Raw genomic sequence first — 18583 nt, 5'->3', positions numbered from 1 at the left:
CGCGGCGGCTGGCCACCGCGCCCGGCGTATCAGACGGCGAAGAGCAGGTACTCACGCTCCCAGGAACTGATCACGCGCTTGAAGTTTTCATGCTCGGCCCGCTTGACCGCGACGTAGCCGGTGATGAAGGTCTTGCCCAGGTATTTCTCGATGGTCGCGCTGTTTTCCATACGCTCCAGCGCGTCCTCGATGGTCAGCGGCAGGCGCAGGTTGCGGCGTTCATAGCCACGACCGACCACTGGCGCGCTCGGGTTGAGGCCCTCGACCATGCCGATGTAACCGCAGAGCAGGCTCGCGGCAATCGCCAGGTACGGGTTGGCGTCGGCGCCCGGCAGGCGGTTTTCCACGCGGCGGTTCTGCGGGCCGGCATCCGGTACGCGCAGGCCCACAGTGCGGTTCTCTTCGCCCCACTCCACGTTCACCGGCGCCGAAGTGTCCGGCAGGAAGCGGCGGAACGAGTTGACGTTCGGTGCGAACAGCGGGAGCAATTCCGGGATCAGTTTCTGCAGGCCACCGATGTGGTGCAGGAACAGCTGGCTCATGGTTCCGTCTTCATTGGAGAACACGTTCTTGCCGGTCTCGATGTCGATGATGCTCTGGTGCAGGTGCATGGCACTGCCCGGCTCGCCGGTCATCGGCTTGGCCATGAAGGTGGCGGCCACGTCATGCTTGAGCGCGGCTTCGCGCATGGTGCGCTTGAACACCAGAATCTGATCGGCCAGCGACAGTGCATCGCCGTGACGGAAGTTGATTTCCATCTGCGCCGTGCCGTCTTCGTGGATCAGCGTGTCGAGGTCCAGCTCCTGCAGTTCGCACCAGTCGTAGACGTCTTCGAACAGCGGGTCGAATTCGTTCGCCGCTTCGATGGAGAACGACTGACGACCGATTTCCGGACGGCCCGAGCGGCCGATTGGCGGCTGCAACGGATAGTCGGGGTCGTCACTGCGCTTGGTCAGGTAGAACTCCATCTCCGGCGCCACGATTGGCTGCCAGCCCTTGTCGGCGTAGAGTTTGAGGACTTTCTTGAGGACGTTGCGCGGCGATAGCTCGATCGGGTTGCCTTGCTTGTCGTAGGTGTCGTGGATCACCTGAGCGGTCGGCTCGATGGCCCAAGGCACCAGGTACACGGCGTTCTGGTCGGGACGGCAGATCATGTCGATGTCGGCCGGGTCGAGCAGTTCGTAATAGATGTCGTCTTCGACGTAGTCGCCGGTCACGGTCTGCAACAGAACGCTTTCTGGCAGGCGCATGCCCTTCTCGGCGATGAATTTGTTGGTCGGCGAGATCTTGCCCCGGGTAATACCGGTCAAGTCGCCGATCATGCATTCGACTTCTGTGATCTTGTGGTCTTTCAACCAATCGGTGAGCTGGTCGAGGTTGTTACTCATAAATGCCTCTGGGCTGAGTCTCCTGACATCGTGTCAGGCAAAGTTTGACGCCGTGGCGTCGCGTTAAAGGGGCTTGCTTGCGCGCAGTGCCGGCTTACGCCTGGCACCGCGCATAGACAATGAAAGAGGAGCTTACCTGCCCTTTACGCTGGCGTTGCATTTCCTGTGCACATTCAAGGCGTGCAGAATCATGAGCACGGCTTTGGGAGCGGCACAGGCTTTGGGACTCAAAGGGATCTATATTGGAAGGAGACGCCATAAACAGGATGCTGTCCCGTGCGTCCAGAATATCGGACGTTGCCGTTTGGCCTGATGCGCACGAGAACCTCGTCGACCCGCCACGAGCCATGCTGGCCGCGTCACGGACGGATTTGTCGCCACTGATGTGATGAGCATGCAGACCGGACTGTTGCGAGCAGTCGGTGATGCCGATTAACGGCAGGCGAGACATGAAGCACCCCGGTATTATTGCTGTTATGGGTTTGGTCGGAGCTTAGCCTTGTTCATTTTTTTACACAACACCCCCGTAAAAAATACAACACGGCCTGCTCAAGCCCGCGGGTGCCAAGCGTCCCAAGGACAAAAAACTGCCCCAAAGTGCCCCATAAATGCCCTCGCAGCGCTTTTTTAGGGCAAAAAAGGCCTCGCTTGACTTCGGCAGGCCGTTCGGGTTGACTGAAACCAGAAAAGATCAATGATTGATATTTTTAACAACAAAGGTGTTGCATCATGTCGGTACCCCCGCGTGCCGTTCAGCTTAACGAAGCGAACGCGTTCCTTAAGGAACATCCTGAGGTTCTGTACGTTGACCTTCTGATTGCGGATATGAATGGTGTGGTGCGCGGCAAGCGCATCGAACGCACCAGCCTCCACAAGGTTTACGAGAAAGGCATCAACCTGCCGGCCTCCCTATTTGCTCTGGATATCAACGGCTCTACGGTGGAAAGCACCGGCCTGGGTCTGGACATCGGCGACGCCGACCGGATCTGCTATCCAATCCCCGACACCCTGTGCAACGAGCCATGGCAGAAGCGCCCGACCGCGCAGCTGTTGATGACCATGCACGAACTCGAAGGCGACCCGTTCTTCGCCGACCCGCGCGAAGTGCTCCGTCAAGTTGTTGCAAAGTTTGACGAGCTGGGCTTGACCATCTGCGCAGCCTTCGAGCTGGAGTTCTACCTGATCGACCAGGAAAACGTGAACGGTCGTCCACAGCCGCCACGCTCGCCGATCTCCGGCAAACGCCCGCACTCGACTCAGGTCTACCTGATCGACGACCTCGACGAATACGTCGACTGCCTCCAGGACATTCTGGAAGGCGCCAAAGAACAAGGCATCCCCGCCGACGCCATCGTCAAGGAAAGTGCCCCGGCGCAGTTCGAAGTGAACCTGCACCACGTCGCCGACCCGATCAAGGCCTGCGACTACGCGGTACTGCTCAAGCGTCTGATCAAGAACATCGCCTACGACCATGAAATGGACACCACCTTCATGGCCAAGCCGTATCCGGGCCAGGCGGGTAATGGTCTGCATGTCCACATCTCGGTGCTCGACAAAGATGGCAAGAACATCTTTGCAAGCGAGGATCCCGAGCAGAACGCCGCGCTGCGTCACGCGATCGGCGGTGTGCTCGAGACCCTGCCGGCGCAGATGGCTTTCCTCTGCCCGAACGTCAACTCGTACCGTCGCTTCGGCGCGCAGTTCTATGTGCCGAACTCGCCGTGCTGGGGCCTGGACAACCGCACCGTGGCGATCCGCGTACCAACCGGCTCTGCCGATGCCGTGCGTATCGAACACCGCGTAGCGGGCGCCGACGCCAACCCGTACCTGCTGATGGCTTCGGTCCTGGCCGGTGTGCATCACGGTCTGGTGAACAAGATCGAACCGGGCGCTCCGGTCGAAGGCAACAGCTATGAGCAGAACGAACAAAGCCTGCCGAACAACTTGCGCGATGCCCTGCGCGAGCTGGACGACAGCGAGGTGATGGCCAAGTACATCGATCCGAAATACATCGATATCTTCGTCGCCTGCAAGGAAAGCGAGCTGGAGGAGTTCGAACACTCCATCTCCGACCTTGAGTACAACTGGTATCTGCATACCGTTTAAGCGGATTGCGACCAGATAAAACGCCGTCGGCCGTCTTGGCCCACGGCGTTTTTTATGGCCGAATTTTGATCTGAATGGCCGCCTGCGGCGGTTCGGGTGCAAGCCCCCTCCCACAGGGGCCTCAGCGAATGGGGATCGTTTGTACGCAGAAGATCAACTGTGGGAGGGGGTTTGCTCCCGAAGGCGTCCTGGCAGACAACACACGGTGTGGCTCGTACAATGCCCGCTGCCCCGCAGGAGACTTCCATGACGCGTCCCGCCCCCGTCCGCAAACCCCGTGCCCGCAGCCAGGCGCGGATCGACTCGATACTCGAAGCCGCGCGTACGCTGCTGGCCGCCGAGGGTGTGGCCAGTCTGTCGATCTACAGCGTCGCCGAACGCGCGCAGATTCCGCCGTCATCCGTGTATCACTTCTTCGCCAGCGTCCCGGCACTGCTCGAAGCGCTGACCGCCGACGTGCATGCGGCGTTTCGCGCCTGCCTGCAAGCGCCGATCGACCACGACGCCCTGCGCGACTGGCGTGACCTGTCGCGACTGGTCGAAGAGCGGATGCTGGAGATCTACGACGAAGACGCGGCGGCCCGCCAGTTGATCCTCGCCCAGCACGGCCTGACTGAAGTGACCCAGGCCGACCGCCAGCACGACATCGAACTCGGCGACCTGATGCACAAGCTGTTCGACCATCACTTCGAATTGCCGCGACTGCCCAGCGATGTCGATGTGTTTGCCCTGGCGATGGAACTGGGTGACCGCGTGTATGCGCGCTCGGTGCAGCAGCATGGGCAGATCACGCCGCGCATGGCCGAGGAAGGGATGCGGGTGTTTGATGCCTATATCGGGCTGTATCTGCCGCCTTATCTGCCCAAAAGAATTCTCTAGCGTCTTTACCGGCCTCTTCGCGAGCAGGCTCGCTCCCACATTTGGAATGCGGTTCCCTGTGGGAGCGAGCCTGCTCGCGAAGGCCGCTCAGCCGATTTCAAGCCAGGTACAAAAAACCCCGAAGGGCTCACGCCTTTCGGGGTTGTTTTTTACTCACTGGCTTACAACTTGGCGATCGACACCTCGGTGGATTTCACGAAGGCGATCACCTCGCTGCCCACCGCCAGTTCCAGCTCCTTGACCGAGCGGGTGGTGATCACTGAAGTGACGATGCCGGAAGCGGTTTGCACGTCGATTTCCGACAGCACGTCGCCGAGAACGATCTCCTTGATCGAGCCTTTGAACTGGTTGCGCACGTTGATGGCTTTGATAGTCATGGCTTTGATTCCTGTCGTTGGATGTAACTTGAGTTATTGCGCCCAGCGCAATTGCGTAGGCAGTGGTGAAACAGGTTCCGGCTCCGGCGGCTCGCCGGGCAGGGACAGAACACGGTTGAGCACTTCGGTTTCCAGCGCCGCCAGTCGATGCGATCCGCGCACTCGCGGGCGTGGCAGTTCCACTTGCAGGTCGAGGCCGACTTCGCCGTCCTCGATCAGAATCACCCGGTCGGCAATCGCCACCGCTTCGCTGACGTCATGGGTCACCAGCAGCACGGTGAACCCATGCTTCTGCCAGAGGCGTTCGATCAGTTGCTGCATCTCGATCCGGGTCAGCGCATCCAGCGCACCCAGCGGCTCGTCGAGCAACAGCAGGCGCGGCTGGTGAATCAGCGCCCGGGCCAGTGCCACGCGCTGCTTCTGCCCACCGGACAAGGCTGCCGGCCACTCGTTGGCGCGATCCGCCAGACCCACCGCTTCCAGCGCCTCCAGAGCTTGCGGGCGCCAGTTGCCTTTAAGGCCGAGGCCGACGTTGTCAATGATCTTTTTCCACGGCAGCAGCCGGGCTTCCTGGAACATCAGCCGGGTGTCTTCCCGCGCATCGCTCAGCGGCGCGGCGCCGGCCAGCAGGTCGCCGCCAGTCGGTTGGTCGAGGCCGGCGAGCAAGCGCAGGAAGGTGCTCTTGCCGCACCCGCTGCGTCCGACCACGGCGACGAATTGCCCCGCCGGAATGTGCAGGTCGATGTCGCGCAACACCTGCCGCGCGCCAAAGGTTTTCTGCAGGTTGCGCACCACCAGCGGAATCCCGCGCAGCAAGCGTGGAGGTTGTTGAGCGGTCATGCCGCACCTCCCTTGGCAACCTGATAGGCCGGATGCCAGCGCAGCCACACCCGCTCAAGAGCACGGGCGGCGAGATCAGCAAGCTTGCCGAGTACCGCGTAAAGCAGGATCGCCAGCACCACCACGTCGGTCTGCAAAAACTCGCGGGCATTCATCGCCAGATAGCCGATGCCGGAGCTGGCGGAAATGGTTTCGGCAACGATCAGCGTCAGCCACATGAAGCCCAGTGCGAAGCGCACACCGACCAGAATCGAAGGCAGCGCGCCCGGCAGAATCACCTGCCAGAACAGGCTGAAACCGCTCAAGCCATAACTGCGCGCCATTTCCACCAGCGCCGGATCGACGTTGCGGATGCCGTGATAGGTGTTGAGGTAGATCGGGAACAACGTGCCCAATGCGACCAGGAAAATCTTCGCCGACTCGTCGATGCCGAACCACAGAATTACCAACGGAATCAGCGCCAGGTGCGGCACGTTGCGGATCATCTGCACCGAGCTGTCGAGCAGGCGTTCGCCCCACTTCGACAGGCCAGTGATGAAGCCCAGCACCAGGCCGATGCTGCCGCCGATGGTGAAGCCCAGCGCCGCGCGCCAGCTGCTGATCGCCAGGTGCGTCCAGATCTCGCCGCTGCGCACCAGACTGACACCGGCCTCGATCACCGCCACCGGTGCCGGCAGAATCCGTGTCGACAACCAGCCGGCCGACACCGACAACTGCCACACCGCCAGCAAGAGCACCGGCAACGCCCAGGGCGCGAGGCTGTGGATAAATTTTTTCATGGCGCGCCTCAGCTCTGCGACGCGGCTTTGGGAAGAATGTCGTTGGCTACCATCTCGCCGAACGGGCTGACATAACCGGCGCTTTTCGGCAGTTCCGGGCGCTCGATGTCGAGGTGCGGGAACAGCAGTTCAGCGACGCGGTACGATTCTTCGAGGTGTGGATAACCGGAGAAGATGAAGGTGTCGATACCCAGATCCGCGTACTCCTTCACGCGGGCGGCCACGGTTGGACCATCGCCGACCAGCGCGGTGCCAGCACCGCCACGCACCAGACCGACGCCGGCCCACAGGTTGGGGCTGACTTCGAGGTTGTCGCGACTGCCGCCGTGCAGCGCGGCCATGCGCTGCTGACCGACCGAGTCGAAGCGCGCCAGCGATGCTTGCGCACGTTTGATGGTGTCATCGTCCAGATGCGAGATCAGCCGGTCGGCCGCTTGCCAGGCTTCGGCGTTGGTTTCGCGCACTATCACATGCAGACGAATGCCGAAGCGCACGGTACGCCCGAGCTTGGCGGCTTTGGCGCGCACTTGCTCGATCTTCTCGGCCACTGCGGCTGGCGGTTCGCCCCAGGTCAGTACCATTTCGACCTGTTCGGCAGCCAGATCCTGCGCCGCTTCGGAGGAGCCACCGAAGTACAGCGGCGGACGCGGTTGCTGGATCGGCGGATAGAGCAGCTTGGCGCCCTTCACGCTGATGTGTTCGCCGTCGTAATCGACGGTTTCGCCTTCCAGCACCCGACGCCAGATCCGGGTGAATTCCACCGAGGCCTGATAACGCTCTTCGTGGTTGAGGAACAGACCATCACCGGCCAACTCTTCCGGATCGCCACCGGTCACCAGGTTGAACAGCGCACGACCGCCGGACAGACGATCCAGCGTCGCTGCCTGCCGCGCCGCCACCGTCGGGGAAATGATCCCGGGGCGCAGGGCGACAAGGAACTTCAGACGCTGGGTCACCGGGATCAGCGACGCGGCGACCAGCCACGAGTCCTCGCAGGAACGGCCGGTGGGAATCAGCACGCCGCCAAAGCCCAGACGATCCGCCGCTTGCGCGACCTGTTGCAGATAACCGTGGTCAACGGCGCGGGCGCCTTCGGCGGTGCCAAGGTAATGGCCGTCGCCGTGGGTAGGCAGGAACCAGAAGATGTTGAGGCTCATGGAGTGGTCTCCTTGGGGATTCGATTTACTGGGTTTGGCTAACCGAGCTTTGGGCCACAGCGGCCGGTGGTGTCCAGATCACATCCTTGATGCTCAACGGCTTGGGAATCAGCTTGAGCTGGTAGAAGGTGTCGGCGATTTTCTGTTGCGCGGCGACCACGTCCGGGGTCAGGAACAACGCACCGTAGCCCTGGCGTTTCACCGAGGTCAGGGTGATGTCCGCCGGCAGGCCGAGCAGTGGCGCGACCTGCTGGGTCACGTCTTCAGGGTTGGCTTTGGACCACTCGCCAACGGCGCGCACTTCTTCGACAAGGGTCTTGATCACTTCGGGATTTTTCTGCGCGTAAGGTTTGGTCGCGAGGTAGAACTGATGGTTGTCGACGATGCCTTTGCCGTCACGCAGGGTGTGCGCTTGCAGCTGTTGCTCGGCAGCGGCCTGGTACGGGTCCCAGATCACCCAGGCATCGACGCTGCCACGCTCGAACGCAGCGCGGGCATCGGCCGGCGGCAGGAACACGGTCTGGATATCGGAGTATTTGAGACCGGCATCTTCCAATGCGCGAACCAGCAGGTAGTGCACGTTGGAGCCTTTGTTCAGGGCGACTTTCTTGCCCTTGAGATCCGCTACCGATTTGATTGGCGAATCCTTCGGTACGAGGATCGCTTCGCTGTTCGGCGCTGGCGGTTCGTAAGCGACGTAGAGCAGATCAGCGCCGGCAGCCTGGGCAAACACTGGCGGAGTCTCACCGGTCACGCCGAAGTCGATCGAGCCGACGTTCAGGCCTTCGAGCAGTTGCGGGCCGCCGGGGAATTCAGTCCATTGCACGTCCACGCCTTGTGCGGCCAGACGCTTTTCCAGAGTGCCTTTGGCCTTGAGCAGCACCAGCGTGCCGTACTTCTGATAACCGATCCGCAATGTCTCGGCTTGAGCTTGAGTAATGGCGCCGAAGGACACAGCCGCAGCAAACAGAGCGACCAGACCACGACGCAAAAATACAGTGCGCATAGCGCTCTCCTTTTTGCTGTTGGGTTTTGGCTGCACCTGCTTGGCCGTTAGCGGCTGAGTAAGGTGAGTGGAGCAAATTCGGGTGAAGCTCAAATGCTCCAGCGAGCACTCAATAAACGTTCATTCAACAGGCCCGGCTCCAGCGGTTTCGGCCGGCGGGCCATGGCACTGACAAATTGATCCAGTGCTTCATGCAGACGCTGTTCCAGCGCTGGCGCCAGTTGCGCCTGGGCGCTGCCTTCGCCGTAAGCGATCTGGCTGTCCTCGGCGAAAATGCCCTGGAGCATTTCCTGGGCTTTCAATGCCGACAGCACGGGCTTGAGCGCGTAATCGACCACCAGCATGTGGGCGATGCTGCCGCCGGTGGCCATCGGCAGAACAATCTTGTGGTTCAAGGCGCGTTCCGGCAGCAGATCGAGCACGGTCTTCAGCGCCCCGGAAAACGACGCCTTGTACACCGGCGTGGCGATCAGCAGACCGTCAGCGTTTTCAATCTGCGCCAGCAGGTCGAGCACCTTCGGGCTGTCGAAGCGGGCGTGGAGCAAATCTTCGGCCGGGAAGTCCCGCACCTGATAACTCACCACTTCCACCCCTTGCGCCTGCAACCAGCGTTGCGAGCGCTCGAGCAACACTCCTGAGCGGGAGCGCTGGCTAGGACTGCCACCGAGTGAGACGACCAGCATTGAGACAATTCCTTAAGCGTTACAGGCGATTCGCGGGTTGCGATCTCGCTTCGATGGGAGTGACCTTACCAGCTGATTTATATATCCATAAATCATATTTATTCATTTGGTTATTCTTTTAAGAGATATGCGATTTGCTTTGTTCCGGGCAAAAAAACAGGCCGTGAAAACGGCCTGAAATCCCCTGCTTTGTGGTTCCGTGGTGGCTGGACTAACGCCATCGCGAGCAGGCTCACTCCTACAGGGGAACGCATTTCAAATGTAGGAGTGAGCCTGCTCGCAATGTCGGTGGTGGCTACACCGCCAATCTCACTGATTCACTTATTCGGCTGCGGCGTCAGGCGCAGGTATGGTTTCACCGCGCGATAGCCTTTGGGGAAGCGCCGCTTGATCTCTTCCTCGTCCTTGAGCGACGGCACGATCACCACCTCTTCACCGTCCTGCCAGTTGGCCGGAGTTGCCACCTTGTAGTTGTCGGTGAGCTGCAGCGAATCGATCACCCGCAGGATCTCGTGGAAGTTGCGCCCGGTGCTCGCCGGATAGGTGATGGTCAGGCGTATCTTCTTGTTCGGATCGATCACGAACAGCGAACGCACGGTCAGGGTGTCGTTGGCGTTCGGGTGTATCAGGTCATAGAGGTCGGAAACCTTGCGATCGGCATCGGCCAGGATCGGAAAGTTGACGATCGTGTTCTGGGTTTCGTTGATGTCTTCGATCCACTTGTGGTGCGAGTCCACTGGGTCGACCGACAGCGCGATGGCTTTGACGCCGCGCTTGGCGAACTCATCCTTGAGCTTGGCGGTGAAGCCCAGCTCGGTGGTGCATACCGGGGTGAAGTCGGCCGGGTGGGAGAACAGCACGCCCCAGCTATCGCCCAGCCACTCGTGGAAACGAATCTTGCCGGCGCTGGAATCCTGTTCGAAGTCGGGGGCGATGTCGCCGAGTCTGAGGCTCATGGTGCTGCTCCTGATGAGTTGTTGGAGAACTCAACTGTAGCTCGGGATTCGACATCATGAAAAAGAATAAATAAGCAGATATTTAGAATTTAAATGAATATTAAACATCGTTCACTGGACGCTCGCCCGCATCGCGACGAACATCGCCCTCAAGGTTCGAGAAGGCCTTGAGTAGCGGCAAAAGGGGGAATTCGGGAACAGGCTGAGGGGGGTGAGCCTGCCCCGAAAATGCAAAAGCCCGCCCGGCGCGATGCCGGACGGGGCTTTTTTACATCAGCGAATCGAGACGCGCTATTACAGCAGCGGGATCGAGTAGCTGACGATCAGGCGGTTTTCATCCTGGTCGCGCTGACCTGGGACGTCGTTGCGCCAGGTAGCGTTTTTCCACATGAAGCCCAGGTTTTTCGCCGGGCCTTCAGGGATCACGTAACCGACGGTCAGGTCGCGTTCCCACTCGGAAGCGCCGGTGCCGTTTTCACGACGGTTGGAGCCAACGGTGTCGATATCGTCGCCGCGCAGGTAGACCACACCGGCAGTCAGGCCTGGCAGGCCGACTTTGGCGAAGTCATACGAGTAGCGTGCTTGCCAGGTTTTCTCGCCGGCACGACCGAACTTCTGGATCTGCATGTCGGTGATGGTGTAGTTCGACGAACCGTCGCCCTGGTTCAGCCAAGGGAAGTCGGAGCTGCCGTTGGAAACCTGGTAGCCGCCACCGAAGGTGTGGCCTTCAACGGTGTACAGGAACAGGCCGCTGTACAGATTGTTGTCGATCGGACCTTTGCCGCTGACGTTGCCGACGTAGTTACCGTTGCCGAAGTAGGCTGCGGTGTTGCCGTTGGCGCCGTCGTCGCTGCTGTGGAAGTAGCGGAAGTCAGACTTCAGCACGCCCGGGCCGATTGCCCAGTTGTGAACCAGACCCAGGAAGTGTTGCTTGTAGAAGTCTTCCAGGTTGCCGTAGTAGTACTGGGCAGTCAGGTCCTTGGTGATTTTGTAGTCACCACCGGCGTAGTAGAATTTGTTGCTGTTGGCAACGCGAGCGTTCGCACCACCAACGGACAGGTTCTCGTTGTTGCTGGAGTTACGACCTTTCACTGCTTCGATCTGACCAGCGACCAGGGTCAGGTCCTTGATCTCGCCGGAAGTGATCTGGCCACCCTGCCAGGTTTGTGGCAGCAGACGACCGTCGTTTGTCACGATGACCGGGTTCTTCGGCTGCAGGGTACCCAGCTTCAGTTCGGTCTGGGAGATCTTGGCCTTGGCGGTCAGGCCCAGGCTCGAGAAGTTATCAACAGCTTCGCCGTTGGACTTGCTCGGGAACACAGTGCCACCGTAGGAAGTCGAGGTTGCACCGTTGGTGCCGCCGCCCGAATCCAGGCGCACGCCCAGCAGGCCGATGGCGTCGATACCGAAGCCTACGGTGCCTTGGGTGTAACCGGAGATGAAACGCAGATCGAAGCCTTGGCCCCATTCTTCGTTCTTGTTCTGCGCGCCAGCCGCTTTGGTGCCGGAGTCACGGTTGTCAGTGTTGATGTAGAAGTTGCGCAAGCCCAGAGTGGCCTTGCTGTCTTCGATGAAACCGGCGGCGCCTGCCTGCTGCGCCATAACCCCTACGGCCACAGCCAGGGCCAAGGTGGACTTGTTCATGTAAAGCTCCTCTCGTTTCTAATTCTTGTGTTCCTGGCCCGGGGTCTGATGCCCTGGATCCTAAGATGCGCGATTAGCGCCAGACCGTGACTGACAAGTCAATCGTAACCTTGTGTGTCTACGACCAAGGTCTAATCGCAGTGATTTGGTCCGTGCAGAGTAAAGATTTCCTGATAAACCCAAAAAGAATTTATTCATTCTTTTTCATATCATTCGGGAATATGGCCACTATCTAGCCATCTTCGCCCGGATACAACGTATCGGCGACTAAGCTCATTCCTAAATGGTATTTGTTAGCCTTTTTTTATATCGATTAGCTTTGGCGCAACCCCAATTCGTCAAACCCTATCGAAAAGGCGACGCCATGATGGCTAAACGCGCACTATCTAGTCAATTTGTTACAGTTTGTGTGTCAGCACTGATTTGTTTTTCCGCGCACGCTGGCAACCTCACCATCGGTTATCAAACCGGGATCGACCCCAGCAAAGTCCCCCAGGCCGACGGCACTTACGAAACAACCATCGGCCAGAAGATCGACTGGCGACGCTTTAATAGTGGCCCGGAAGTTGTGACAGCCATTGCCTCCGGCGATGTGCAGATCGGCAACCTCGGTTCCAGCCCGTTGGCCGCCGCGGCTTCGCGAAACCTGCCGATTGTTGCCTTTATTGTTTCGGCGCAGATCAATGCCGCCGAAGCCTTGGTGGTGCGCAATGGCAGCGGGATCAACACCCCGCAGGACCTGGTCGGCAAGACCATCGCCACGCCCTTTGTTTCCACCTCCCACTACAGCTTGCTCGGCGCACTCAAGCACTGGGGTCTGGACACCAGCAAAGTCAAAGTGGTGAACCTGCAGCCGGCGGAAATCGCAGCAGCCTGGAAGCGTGGGGATATCGATGGCGCGTTCGTCTGGTCGCCGGCGCTGGGGGAAATCCGCAAGAGCGGCAAGACCCTGACCGATGCCGCTCAAGTCGGCCAATGGGGCGCACCGACCTTCGAAGTCTGGGTCGCGCGCAAGGACTACGCCGAGAAGCATCCTGAGGTGGTGGCCAAGTTTGCCAAGGTCACTCTAGACGCGTTTGCCGATTACGCCAGCCATAAAGACAGCTGGACAGCGGACTCGGCGCCGGTGCAGAAAATCGCAAAACTGACGGGTGCCAATGCCGCCGATGTGCCGGAATTGCTCGCAGGTTCCGCGTTCCCTGATGCCAAGGCGCAGCAATCAACTGCACTGCTGGAAGGCGGTACGGCGAAGGCGATTGGTGAGACGGCGAAGTTTTTGAAGGAACAAGGCAAGGTCGAGACGGTGCTGCCGGACTACTCGCCGTACGTCAGTGCAAAGTTTGTAACCGAAAACAATTGAATAGGTGGCGAGGGGATTCATCCCCTCGCCACAAGAATCCCTCGGTAATCTTCAGAGGGTCTTTTCGAAGATCTTCGAGTTACGCTGATAGTTGTACAGCGACGCTCGCGCCGCCGGCAGGCGCTCGACGCTGCTAGGTTCGAACCCGCGCTCGCGGAACCAGTGCGCCGTGCGGGTGGTGAGGACGAACAGGGTTTTCAACCCTTGCGCCCGGGCACGGGTCTCGATGCGCTCCAGCAGCTCATCGCCGCGACCACCGTGGCGATACTCCGGATTCACCGCCAGGCACGCCAGCTCACCGGCATCCGAATCGGCAATCTGGTACAGCGCCGCACAGGCGATGATCATCCCTTCGCGCTCGACCACGCTGAACTGCTCGATCTCGCGCTCCAGCACCTCGCGCGAACGACGTACCAGAATCCCCTGCTCTTCCAGCGGACTGATCAAATCGAGCAAACCACCGACGTCTTCAATCGCCGCCTCGCGCACCAGCTCGAATTGCTCTTGCGCGACCAGTGTGCCGCCACCGTCGCGGGTGAACAGTTCGGTCAGCAGCGCGCCGTCTTCGGCGTAGCTGACGATATGGCTGCGCGCGACACCGCCACGGCAAGCCTCGGCAGCAGCATCCAGCAGTTCCGCCTGATAGTTATTGCCCAGACGCGCCAGATGCGCAGGCACCTGTTGCGGACGCAGTTCGCGCACCAGTTTGCCGTTCTCGTCGATCAGACCGAGGTCGGCGCCGAACAGCAGCAGCTTGTCGGCACCGAGGTCGATGGCGGCGCGGGTGGCGACGTCTTCGCAGGCGAGGTTGAAGATTTCCCCGGTCGGCGAGTAGCCCAGCGGCGACAGCAGCACGATCGAACGCTCGTCGAGCAGACGATTGATGCCTTTGCGATCGACCCGGCGCACTTCACCGGTGTGGTGATAGTCGACGCCTTCAAGCACGCCGATCGGCCGCGCGGTCACCAGGTTGCCGCTGGCCACCCGCAAGCGCGAGCCCTGCATCGGCGACGAGGCCATGTCCATCGACAGCCGCGCTTCGATAGCGATACGCAGCTGACCGACCGCGTCGATCACGCACTCCAGCGTCGCCGCATCAGTGATGCGCATGCCGTGGTGGTAGTGCGGGGTCAGGCCGCGCGCAGCGAGGCGGGTTTCAATCTGCGGGCGCGAACCGTGGACCAGCACCAGGCGCACGCCGAGGCTGTGCAGCAGCACCAGGTCGTGGACGATGTTGCCGAAGTTCGGATGCTCCACGCCGTCGCCGGGCAGCATGACGACGAAGGTACAGTCGCGGTGGGCATTGATGTAAGGGGACGCGTGACGAAGCCAATTGACGTATTCGGGCATGAACCTGGGCCTGTAATAAATAGCAGCCGAAAAAAGGGCGAAACGGAAAACGCACAGCGGGCTGATGGTTATCGTCGGAACAGGCTTGGCGACACGCGCGCTCTCCTCATGAATACGGGTTGGGGTGCTGGCAATTTACAGCGTTTGATCTGACAAAACACCGTCCCCCTGTGGGAGCGGGCTTGCTCGCGAAAGCGGTGAGTCAGTCGACATCGATATACCTGATACACCGCTTTCGCGAGCAAGCCCGCTCCCACAGGTGGACATCATCGTTTGTCCGGGTTCAGGCAGTAATGTTCAATCAACTGCCGCAATAGATGCACGGTAGGCTGCAAACGTGACATTTCAAGGTATTCGCCGGGCTGGTGTGCACAGGCGATGTCGCCGGGGCCGAGCACGATGGTTTCGCAGCCAAGGCGCTGAAGATAAGGCGCTTCGGTGCCGAACGCTACTGCTTCGGCACTGTGGCCGGTGAGCTTTTCAGCGATGCGCACCAATTCGGCGTCTTCGGCCTGCTCGAATGGCGGCACTTCCGGGAACAACGGCTGGTAGTCGATCTTCACCTGATGACGTTCCGCAACCGGATTGAGCTTGCGCAGAATCTCCGCACGCAGGACTTTCGGGTCCATGCCCGGCAACGGGCGCAGATCGAACTCCAGCGAACACTGGCCGCAGATGCGATTCGGATTGTCGCCGCCATGAATACAGCCGAAGTTCATGGTCGGCTGTGGAACGCTGAACTGCGGGTTGTTGAATTCACGCTGCCATAGCAGACGCAAACCGCGCAGTTCGCCAATGGCATCGTGCATCGCTTCGAGGGCGCTGTGGCCCAGACGCGGATCCGACGAATGGCCGCTCTGCCCGAGGATATCGATGCGCTCCATCATGATTCCCTTGTGCATGCGGATCGGTTTGAGCCCGGTCGGCTCGCCGATCACCGCCGCACGGCCCAGTGGCTTGCCGGCCTCGGCCAGCGCCCGGGCACCGGACATCGAGCTCTCTTCATCACAAGTGGCGAGGATCAGCAGCGGTTGCTTGAACGGTTGCTCGAGCAGCGGCTGCACGGCTTCGATGATCAGCGCTAAAAAGCCCTTCATGTCGCAACTGCCCAGGCCAACCCAGCGACCATCGACTTCGGTGAGTTTCAGCGGATCGGTCTGCCACAGCGCATCGTCATAAGGAACGGTATCGCTGTGCCCGGCCAGGACCAGGCCGCCGGGGCCACTGCCGAAACTGGCGAGCAGGTTGAATTTGCCGGGGCTGACCTGCTGGATATCGCAGCTGAAGCCCAGATCACCCAGCCAACCGGCGAGCAAATCGATCACCGCCCGGTTGGACTGATCCAGGCTCGGTTGGGTGCAACTGACCGACGGTGCGGCGATCAGTGCCGCGAACTGGTCTTGCATGGATGGCAAAGGCATCGCTGACTCCAACTCCCGATTTGAAGTCCATCATAGAGCCATCCGGCGCTCGGAATAAACCGCCGCAGGGCGTAGGAAGTTTGAGTCCTGTACACTGCACGGCCTTGGCAGCCACACATTCCCCCGGCTGCGCTCCCGATCCTGGATTTTCCGGCCATGCAGAAAGAAACCGAAATCAAACTCCGCGTCAGCCGCGAAACCCTCGCGGCCCTGCGCGAGCACCCGCTACTGAAAAAACGCAACAAAAATGGCTGGGAACGCCGTGAGTTGATGAACCAGTACTTCGACACCCCCGAGCGCGATCTGGCTCAGGCCAAAGTCGCCCTGCGTCTGCGCAAGGACGGTGACGAAGTGATTCAGACCCTCAAGACCCGCGGCCAGAGCGTGGCCGGTCTGTCCGAGCGTAATGAGTACGACTGGAAATTGCCCAAAGCCAAGCTCGACGTGAAGAAACTCGACGGCGAATGCTGGCCCGAGTCGCTGGCCGAGCTGGACAAGAAAACCCTGAAGCCGATCTTCACCACCGATTTCGTCCGCGAGCGCGCGGAAATCGCCTGGGGCCGCGGCAAGGCCAAAGTGGTGATCGAAGCCGCGCTGGACCTCGGTCACGTGGTGGTCGGCAAACAGAAAGAAGAAATCTGCGAGCTGGAACTGGAGCTGCGCGAAGGTGAGCCTGCCGCGTTGCTGGAACTGGCCGCCGAACTGGCCGAAACCCTGGCACTGATGCCCTGCGACATCAGCAAAGCCGAGCGCGGCTACCGTCTGTACGACGCCAACAGCTACTCGCTGAGCCTGCCGGCGCCGCAACTGACCCCGGAAACCCAACTCGACGACGCCTTCGCCGCGCTGGCCTGGCACTTGCTCGGCAGCAGCCAGCGTCTGGCCGAACAATATCGCTTCAACGGCCACTGGCGCCTGCTGCAGGACTGGGTCGAGAACCTCGCGGAAATGCGCGCCCTGCTCAGCAGCCTCGGCCAGGCCGCACCGCGTCCGGCCACTCACGACCTGCGCGTGGCGCTGGATGCATTGCTGGAAGACTGGCGCCCACTCGTGCAGGTCGGTATCGAAGACGAAGACGTACGCAAGGCGGCGCCGGAGCAGTTCCTCGAAGAACTGGAAGACCCGCGCTGGGGCCTGTTTTCGCTGACGGTTTCGCGCTGGCTGCTGGCCCGTACCTGGGCCGCCGAGCGCAACACCCGCGGCAACCGCCAGGGCGCCGCGCAACTGCACAGCTGGCTGCCGCGCATGCTCGGCGAAGAAGCCACGTCCCTGCAACTGCAGCGCTATCAGCAGCAGCCGGAAGATCTGGCCGAGCAACTGCCGCGCATCGAACGCATCCAGGTCTGGCTGCACCACGCGCGTAACGTGCTGGAGATCGCGGAAATGGATCGCCTGTACGGCGAGCTGAACAAACTGGCGCAACTGGCCAACGAACCGACCATCACTGACGAACTGCTCGATGCGCGCAAGCAGCAGGCGATTGCGGTTTATCAGAATCGCGCGTGGAAAATGCTGCTGCGCATGTGATGCTCAGCAACACCTGAAAACTGTGGCGAGGGAGCTTGCTCCCGCTGGAGGCCGAAGGACTTCCAATTCCTGCAATTGCAGATTTTGGGGCCGCTTCGCAGCCCAGCGGGAGCAAGCTCCCTCGCCACAGAGGCATCAGCGCAAAACTGGCAGGCTGGTCGTGGACTTGATCTCCGACAGCGCCACAATCGAGTTCACCTCCTGAATCCCTGGCACCAGCGACAGCTTCTCGAAGAAAAACCGCTCATACGCCTCGATGTCCGCCGCGACAATCCGCAACAGAAAATCCACCGCGCCCATCAACACATAACACTCCAGCACTTCCGGAAAGCCGCGAATCGCCTCGGTGAATTCGGTGAAGTTCGAACGCCCGTGGGCGTTGAGTTTGATCTCGGCGAAGATCTGCGTGTTCAGGCCGATCTTCTTGCGATCAAGCAAGGTCACCTGCCCGCGAATGATCCCCTCCTCCTTCATCCGCTGAATCCGCCGCCAGCACGGCGACTGCGACAGTCCCACCTGCTCGGCGATCTGCGCGCTGGACAGTGACGCGTCCTGTTGCAGCAAGGCGAGAATCCGCCGGTCGTAGCTGTCCAGTTCGCTGTGCATAATCAATCCTCAAAATGATCATTTTGCGAATCGTTATAGTCGAGCAATCCGCGAATCCGCTCATCTTAGACAAGAAATGCCCGACACCGAATGTAAAAATTCCTCCACTGACTCTGGAGACCGGACATGCCTCACCTCGAAGCCGTGAATACCCCCGCGCCCCGCGCCGATGTGTGGAACGTCAACAACGCGCACTGCTGCGCGCGTTATCAACTGCTTGCCGAGGCCGAGCCGGATCTGTTGGTGCGGGTGCTGAATCTGTTTGCGCTGCAATTCCTCACGCCGCAACAGGTCCACGTCGAGCGGCTCGACGATCTGCTGTCGATCGATATCGTCATTGATGGTCTGAGCTGGCATCGCGCCCAGGTGATTGCGGAAAAACTTCGTAACCTGATCAGCGTCTGCTCGGTGAACCTGCAAGACGCCGACACGGCGTGGGCTGCGCCAGCCCAGGCGTCCGGCTGAAAAATCCGGCAACGGCTTTGTCGGGTAGTGGCCCAACAG

The 18583-nt window shown here is 60.5% G+C and carries 17 protein-coding genes; 5 read left to right on the top strand and 12 right to left on the bottom strand.

The features are described 5' to 3' along the window. Positions 1 to 29: 29 nt before the first annotated feature. A complete protein-coding gene (locus LVD08_RS01900; RefSeq protein ID WP_007967993.1) occupies positions 30 to 1388 on the bottom strand; it encodes a glutamine synthetase family protein in 1359 nt (452 codons plus the stop codon). A 729-nt stretch (positions 1389 to 2117) separates the two neighbouring features. On the opposite strand from LVD08_RS01900, the gene LVD08_RS01895 reads away from it, so the two are divergent. Then, positions 2118 to 3494, top strand: a complete 1377-nt coding sequence (locus LVD08_RS01895; RefSeq protein WP_003229254.1) for a glutamine synthetase family protein — start codon at positions 2118 to 2120, stop codon at positions 3492 to 3494. Positions 3495 to 3740: 246 nt separating this feature from the next. After that, complete coding sequence (locus LVD08_RS01890; RefSeq protein ID WP_027610513.1) at positions 3741 to 4373, top strand: TetR/AcrR family transcriptional regulator; 633 nt, start codon at positions 3741 to 3743, stop codon at positions 4371 to 4373. Positions 4374 to 4534: 161 nt separating this feature from the next. On the opposite strand, the gene LVD08_RS01885 is transcribed toward LVD08_RS01890, so the two are convergent. From LVD08_RS01885 to LVD08_RS01850, 8 genes are all read right to left on the bottom strand, one after another. Beyond that, complete coding sequence (locus tag LVD08_RS01885) at positions 4535 to 4750, bottom strand: TOBE domain-containing protein (protein ID WP_007967989.1); 216 nt, start codon at positions 4748 to 4750, stop codon at positions 4535 to 4537. A gap of 33 nt (positions 4751 to 4783) precedes the next feature. Beyond that, a complete protein-coding gene (ssuB, locus tag LVD08_RS01880) occupies positions 4784 to 5590 on the bottom strand; it encodes an aliphatic sulfonates ABC transporter ATP-binding protein (protein WP_095137604.1) in 807 nt (268 codons plus the stop codon). Continuing rightward, a complete protein-coding gene (gene ssuC, locus LVD08_RS01875) occupies positions 5587 to 6369 on the bottom strand; it encodes an aliphatic sulfonate ABC transporter permease SsuC (RefSeq protein ID WP_247267253.1) in 783 nt (260 codons plus the stop codon). The genes ssuB and ssuC overlap by 4 nt, the downstream gene beginning before the upstream one ends. A gap of 8 nt (positions 6370 to 6377) precedes the next feature. Continuing rightward, entirely contained in the window at positions 6378 to 7526 is a 1149-nt protein-coding gene (gene ssuD / locus LVD08_RS01870) for an FMNH2-dependent alkanesulfonate monooxygenase (RefSeq protein ID WP_003229262.1), read from the bottom strand. A 25-nt stretch (positions 7527 to 7551) separates the two neighbouring features. Next, positions 7552 to 8532: a sulfonate ABC transporter substrate-binding protein gene (locus LVD08_RS01865; protein ID WP_247267252.1), complete on the bottom strand. Its 981-nt coding sequence runs from the start codon at positions 8530 to 8532 to the stop codon at positions 7552 to 7554. An 89-nt stretch (positions 8533 to 8621) separates the two neighbouring features. Next, positions 8622 to 9215, bottom strand: coding sequence for an NADPH-dependent FMN reductase (gene ssuE, locus LVD08_RS01860; protein ID WP_096797603.1), 594 nt, complete (start codon positions 9213 to 9215; stop codon positions 8622 to 8624). A gap of 317 nt (positions 9216 to 9532) precedes the next feature. Continuing rightward, the gene (locus LVD08_RS01855; RefSeq protein WP_007967980.1) at positions 9533 to 10171 is read right to left on the bottom strand and encodes a peroxiredoxin; all 639 of its coding nucleotides are present in this window, start codon (positions 10169 to 10171) and stop codon (positions 9533 to 9535) included. Positions 10172 to 10465: 294 nt separating this feature from the next. After that, positions 10466 to 11815, bottom strand: a complete 1350-nt coding sequence (locus LVD08_RS01850) for an OprD family porin (protein WP_247267251.1) — start codon at positions 11813 to 11815, stop codon at positions 10466 to 10468. A 364-nt stretch (positions 11816 to 12179) separates the two neighbouring features. On the opposite strand from LVD08_RS01850, the gene tauA reads away from it, so the two are divergent. Beyond that, positions 12180 to 13175 (top strand): taurine ABC transporter substrate-binding protein, encoded by a 996-nt coding sequence (gene tauA, locus LVD08_RS01845; RefSeq protein WP_247267361.1) that lies wholly within the window; start codon positions 12180 to 12182, stop codon positions 13173 to 13175. Between the two features lie 51 nt (positions 13176 to 13226). Here the strand turns inward: tauA and argA are convergent, their stop codons facing one another. Both argA and argE read right to left on the bottom strand, forming a co-directional pair. After that, on the bottom strand, positions 13227 to 14525 hold the full coding sequence (gene argA / locus LVD08_RS01840; protein ID WP_007967974.1) for an amino-acid N-acetyltransferase: 1299 nt from the start codon (positions 14523 to 14525) through the stop codon (positions 13227 to 13229). 266 nt (positions 14526 to 14791) lie between these two features. After that, positions 14792 to 15946, bottom strand: a complete 1155-nt coding sequence (argE, locus tag LVD08_RS01835) for an acetylornithine deacetylase (protein ID WP_247267250.1) — start codon at positions 15944 to 15946, stop codon at positions 14792 to 14794. Positions 15947 to 16102: 156 nt separating this feature from the next. Here argE and LVD08_RS01830 point away from each other — a divergent pair, with 156 nt between their 5' ends. Then, entirely contained in the window at positions 16103 to 17473 is a 1371-nt protein-coding gene (locus LVD08_RS01830; RefSeq protein WP_096796143.1) for a CYTH domain-containing protein, read from the top strand. Positions 17474 to 17608: 135 nt separating this feature from the next. Here the strand turns inward: LVD08_RS01830 and LVD08_RS01825 are convergent, their stop codons facing one another. Beyond that, positions 17609 to 18079 (bottom strand): Lrp/AsnC family transcriptional regulator, encoded by a 471-nt coding sequence (locus LVD08_RS01825; RefSeq protein ID WP_247267249.1) that lies wholly within the window; start codon positions 18077 to 18079, stop codon positions 17609 to 17611. Between the two features lie 126 nt (positions 18080 to 18205). On the opposite strand from LVD08_RS01825, the gene LVD08_RS01820 reads away from it, so the two are divergent. Continuing rightward, complete coding sequence (locus LVD08_RS01820) at positions 18206 to 18544, top strand: hypothetical protein (RefSeq protein WP_096796142.1); 339 nt, start codon at positions 18206 to 18208, stop codon at positions 18542 to 18544. Positions 18545 to 18583 lie beyond the last annotated feature (39 nt).

It is taken from the genome of Pseudomonas sp. YL2 (assembly GCF_023063025.1).
Lineage (GTDB): Bacteria > Pseudomonadota > Gammaproteobacteria > Pseudomonadales > Pseudomonadaceae > Aquipseudomonas > Aquipseudomonas putida_A.
The sequence above is the reverse complement of the archived record's forward strand: the minus strand, read 5'-3'. Positions and strand labels throughout refer to the sequence as shown.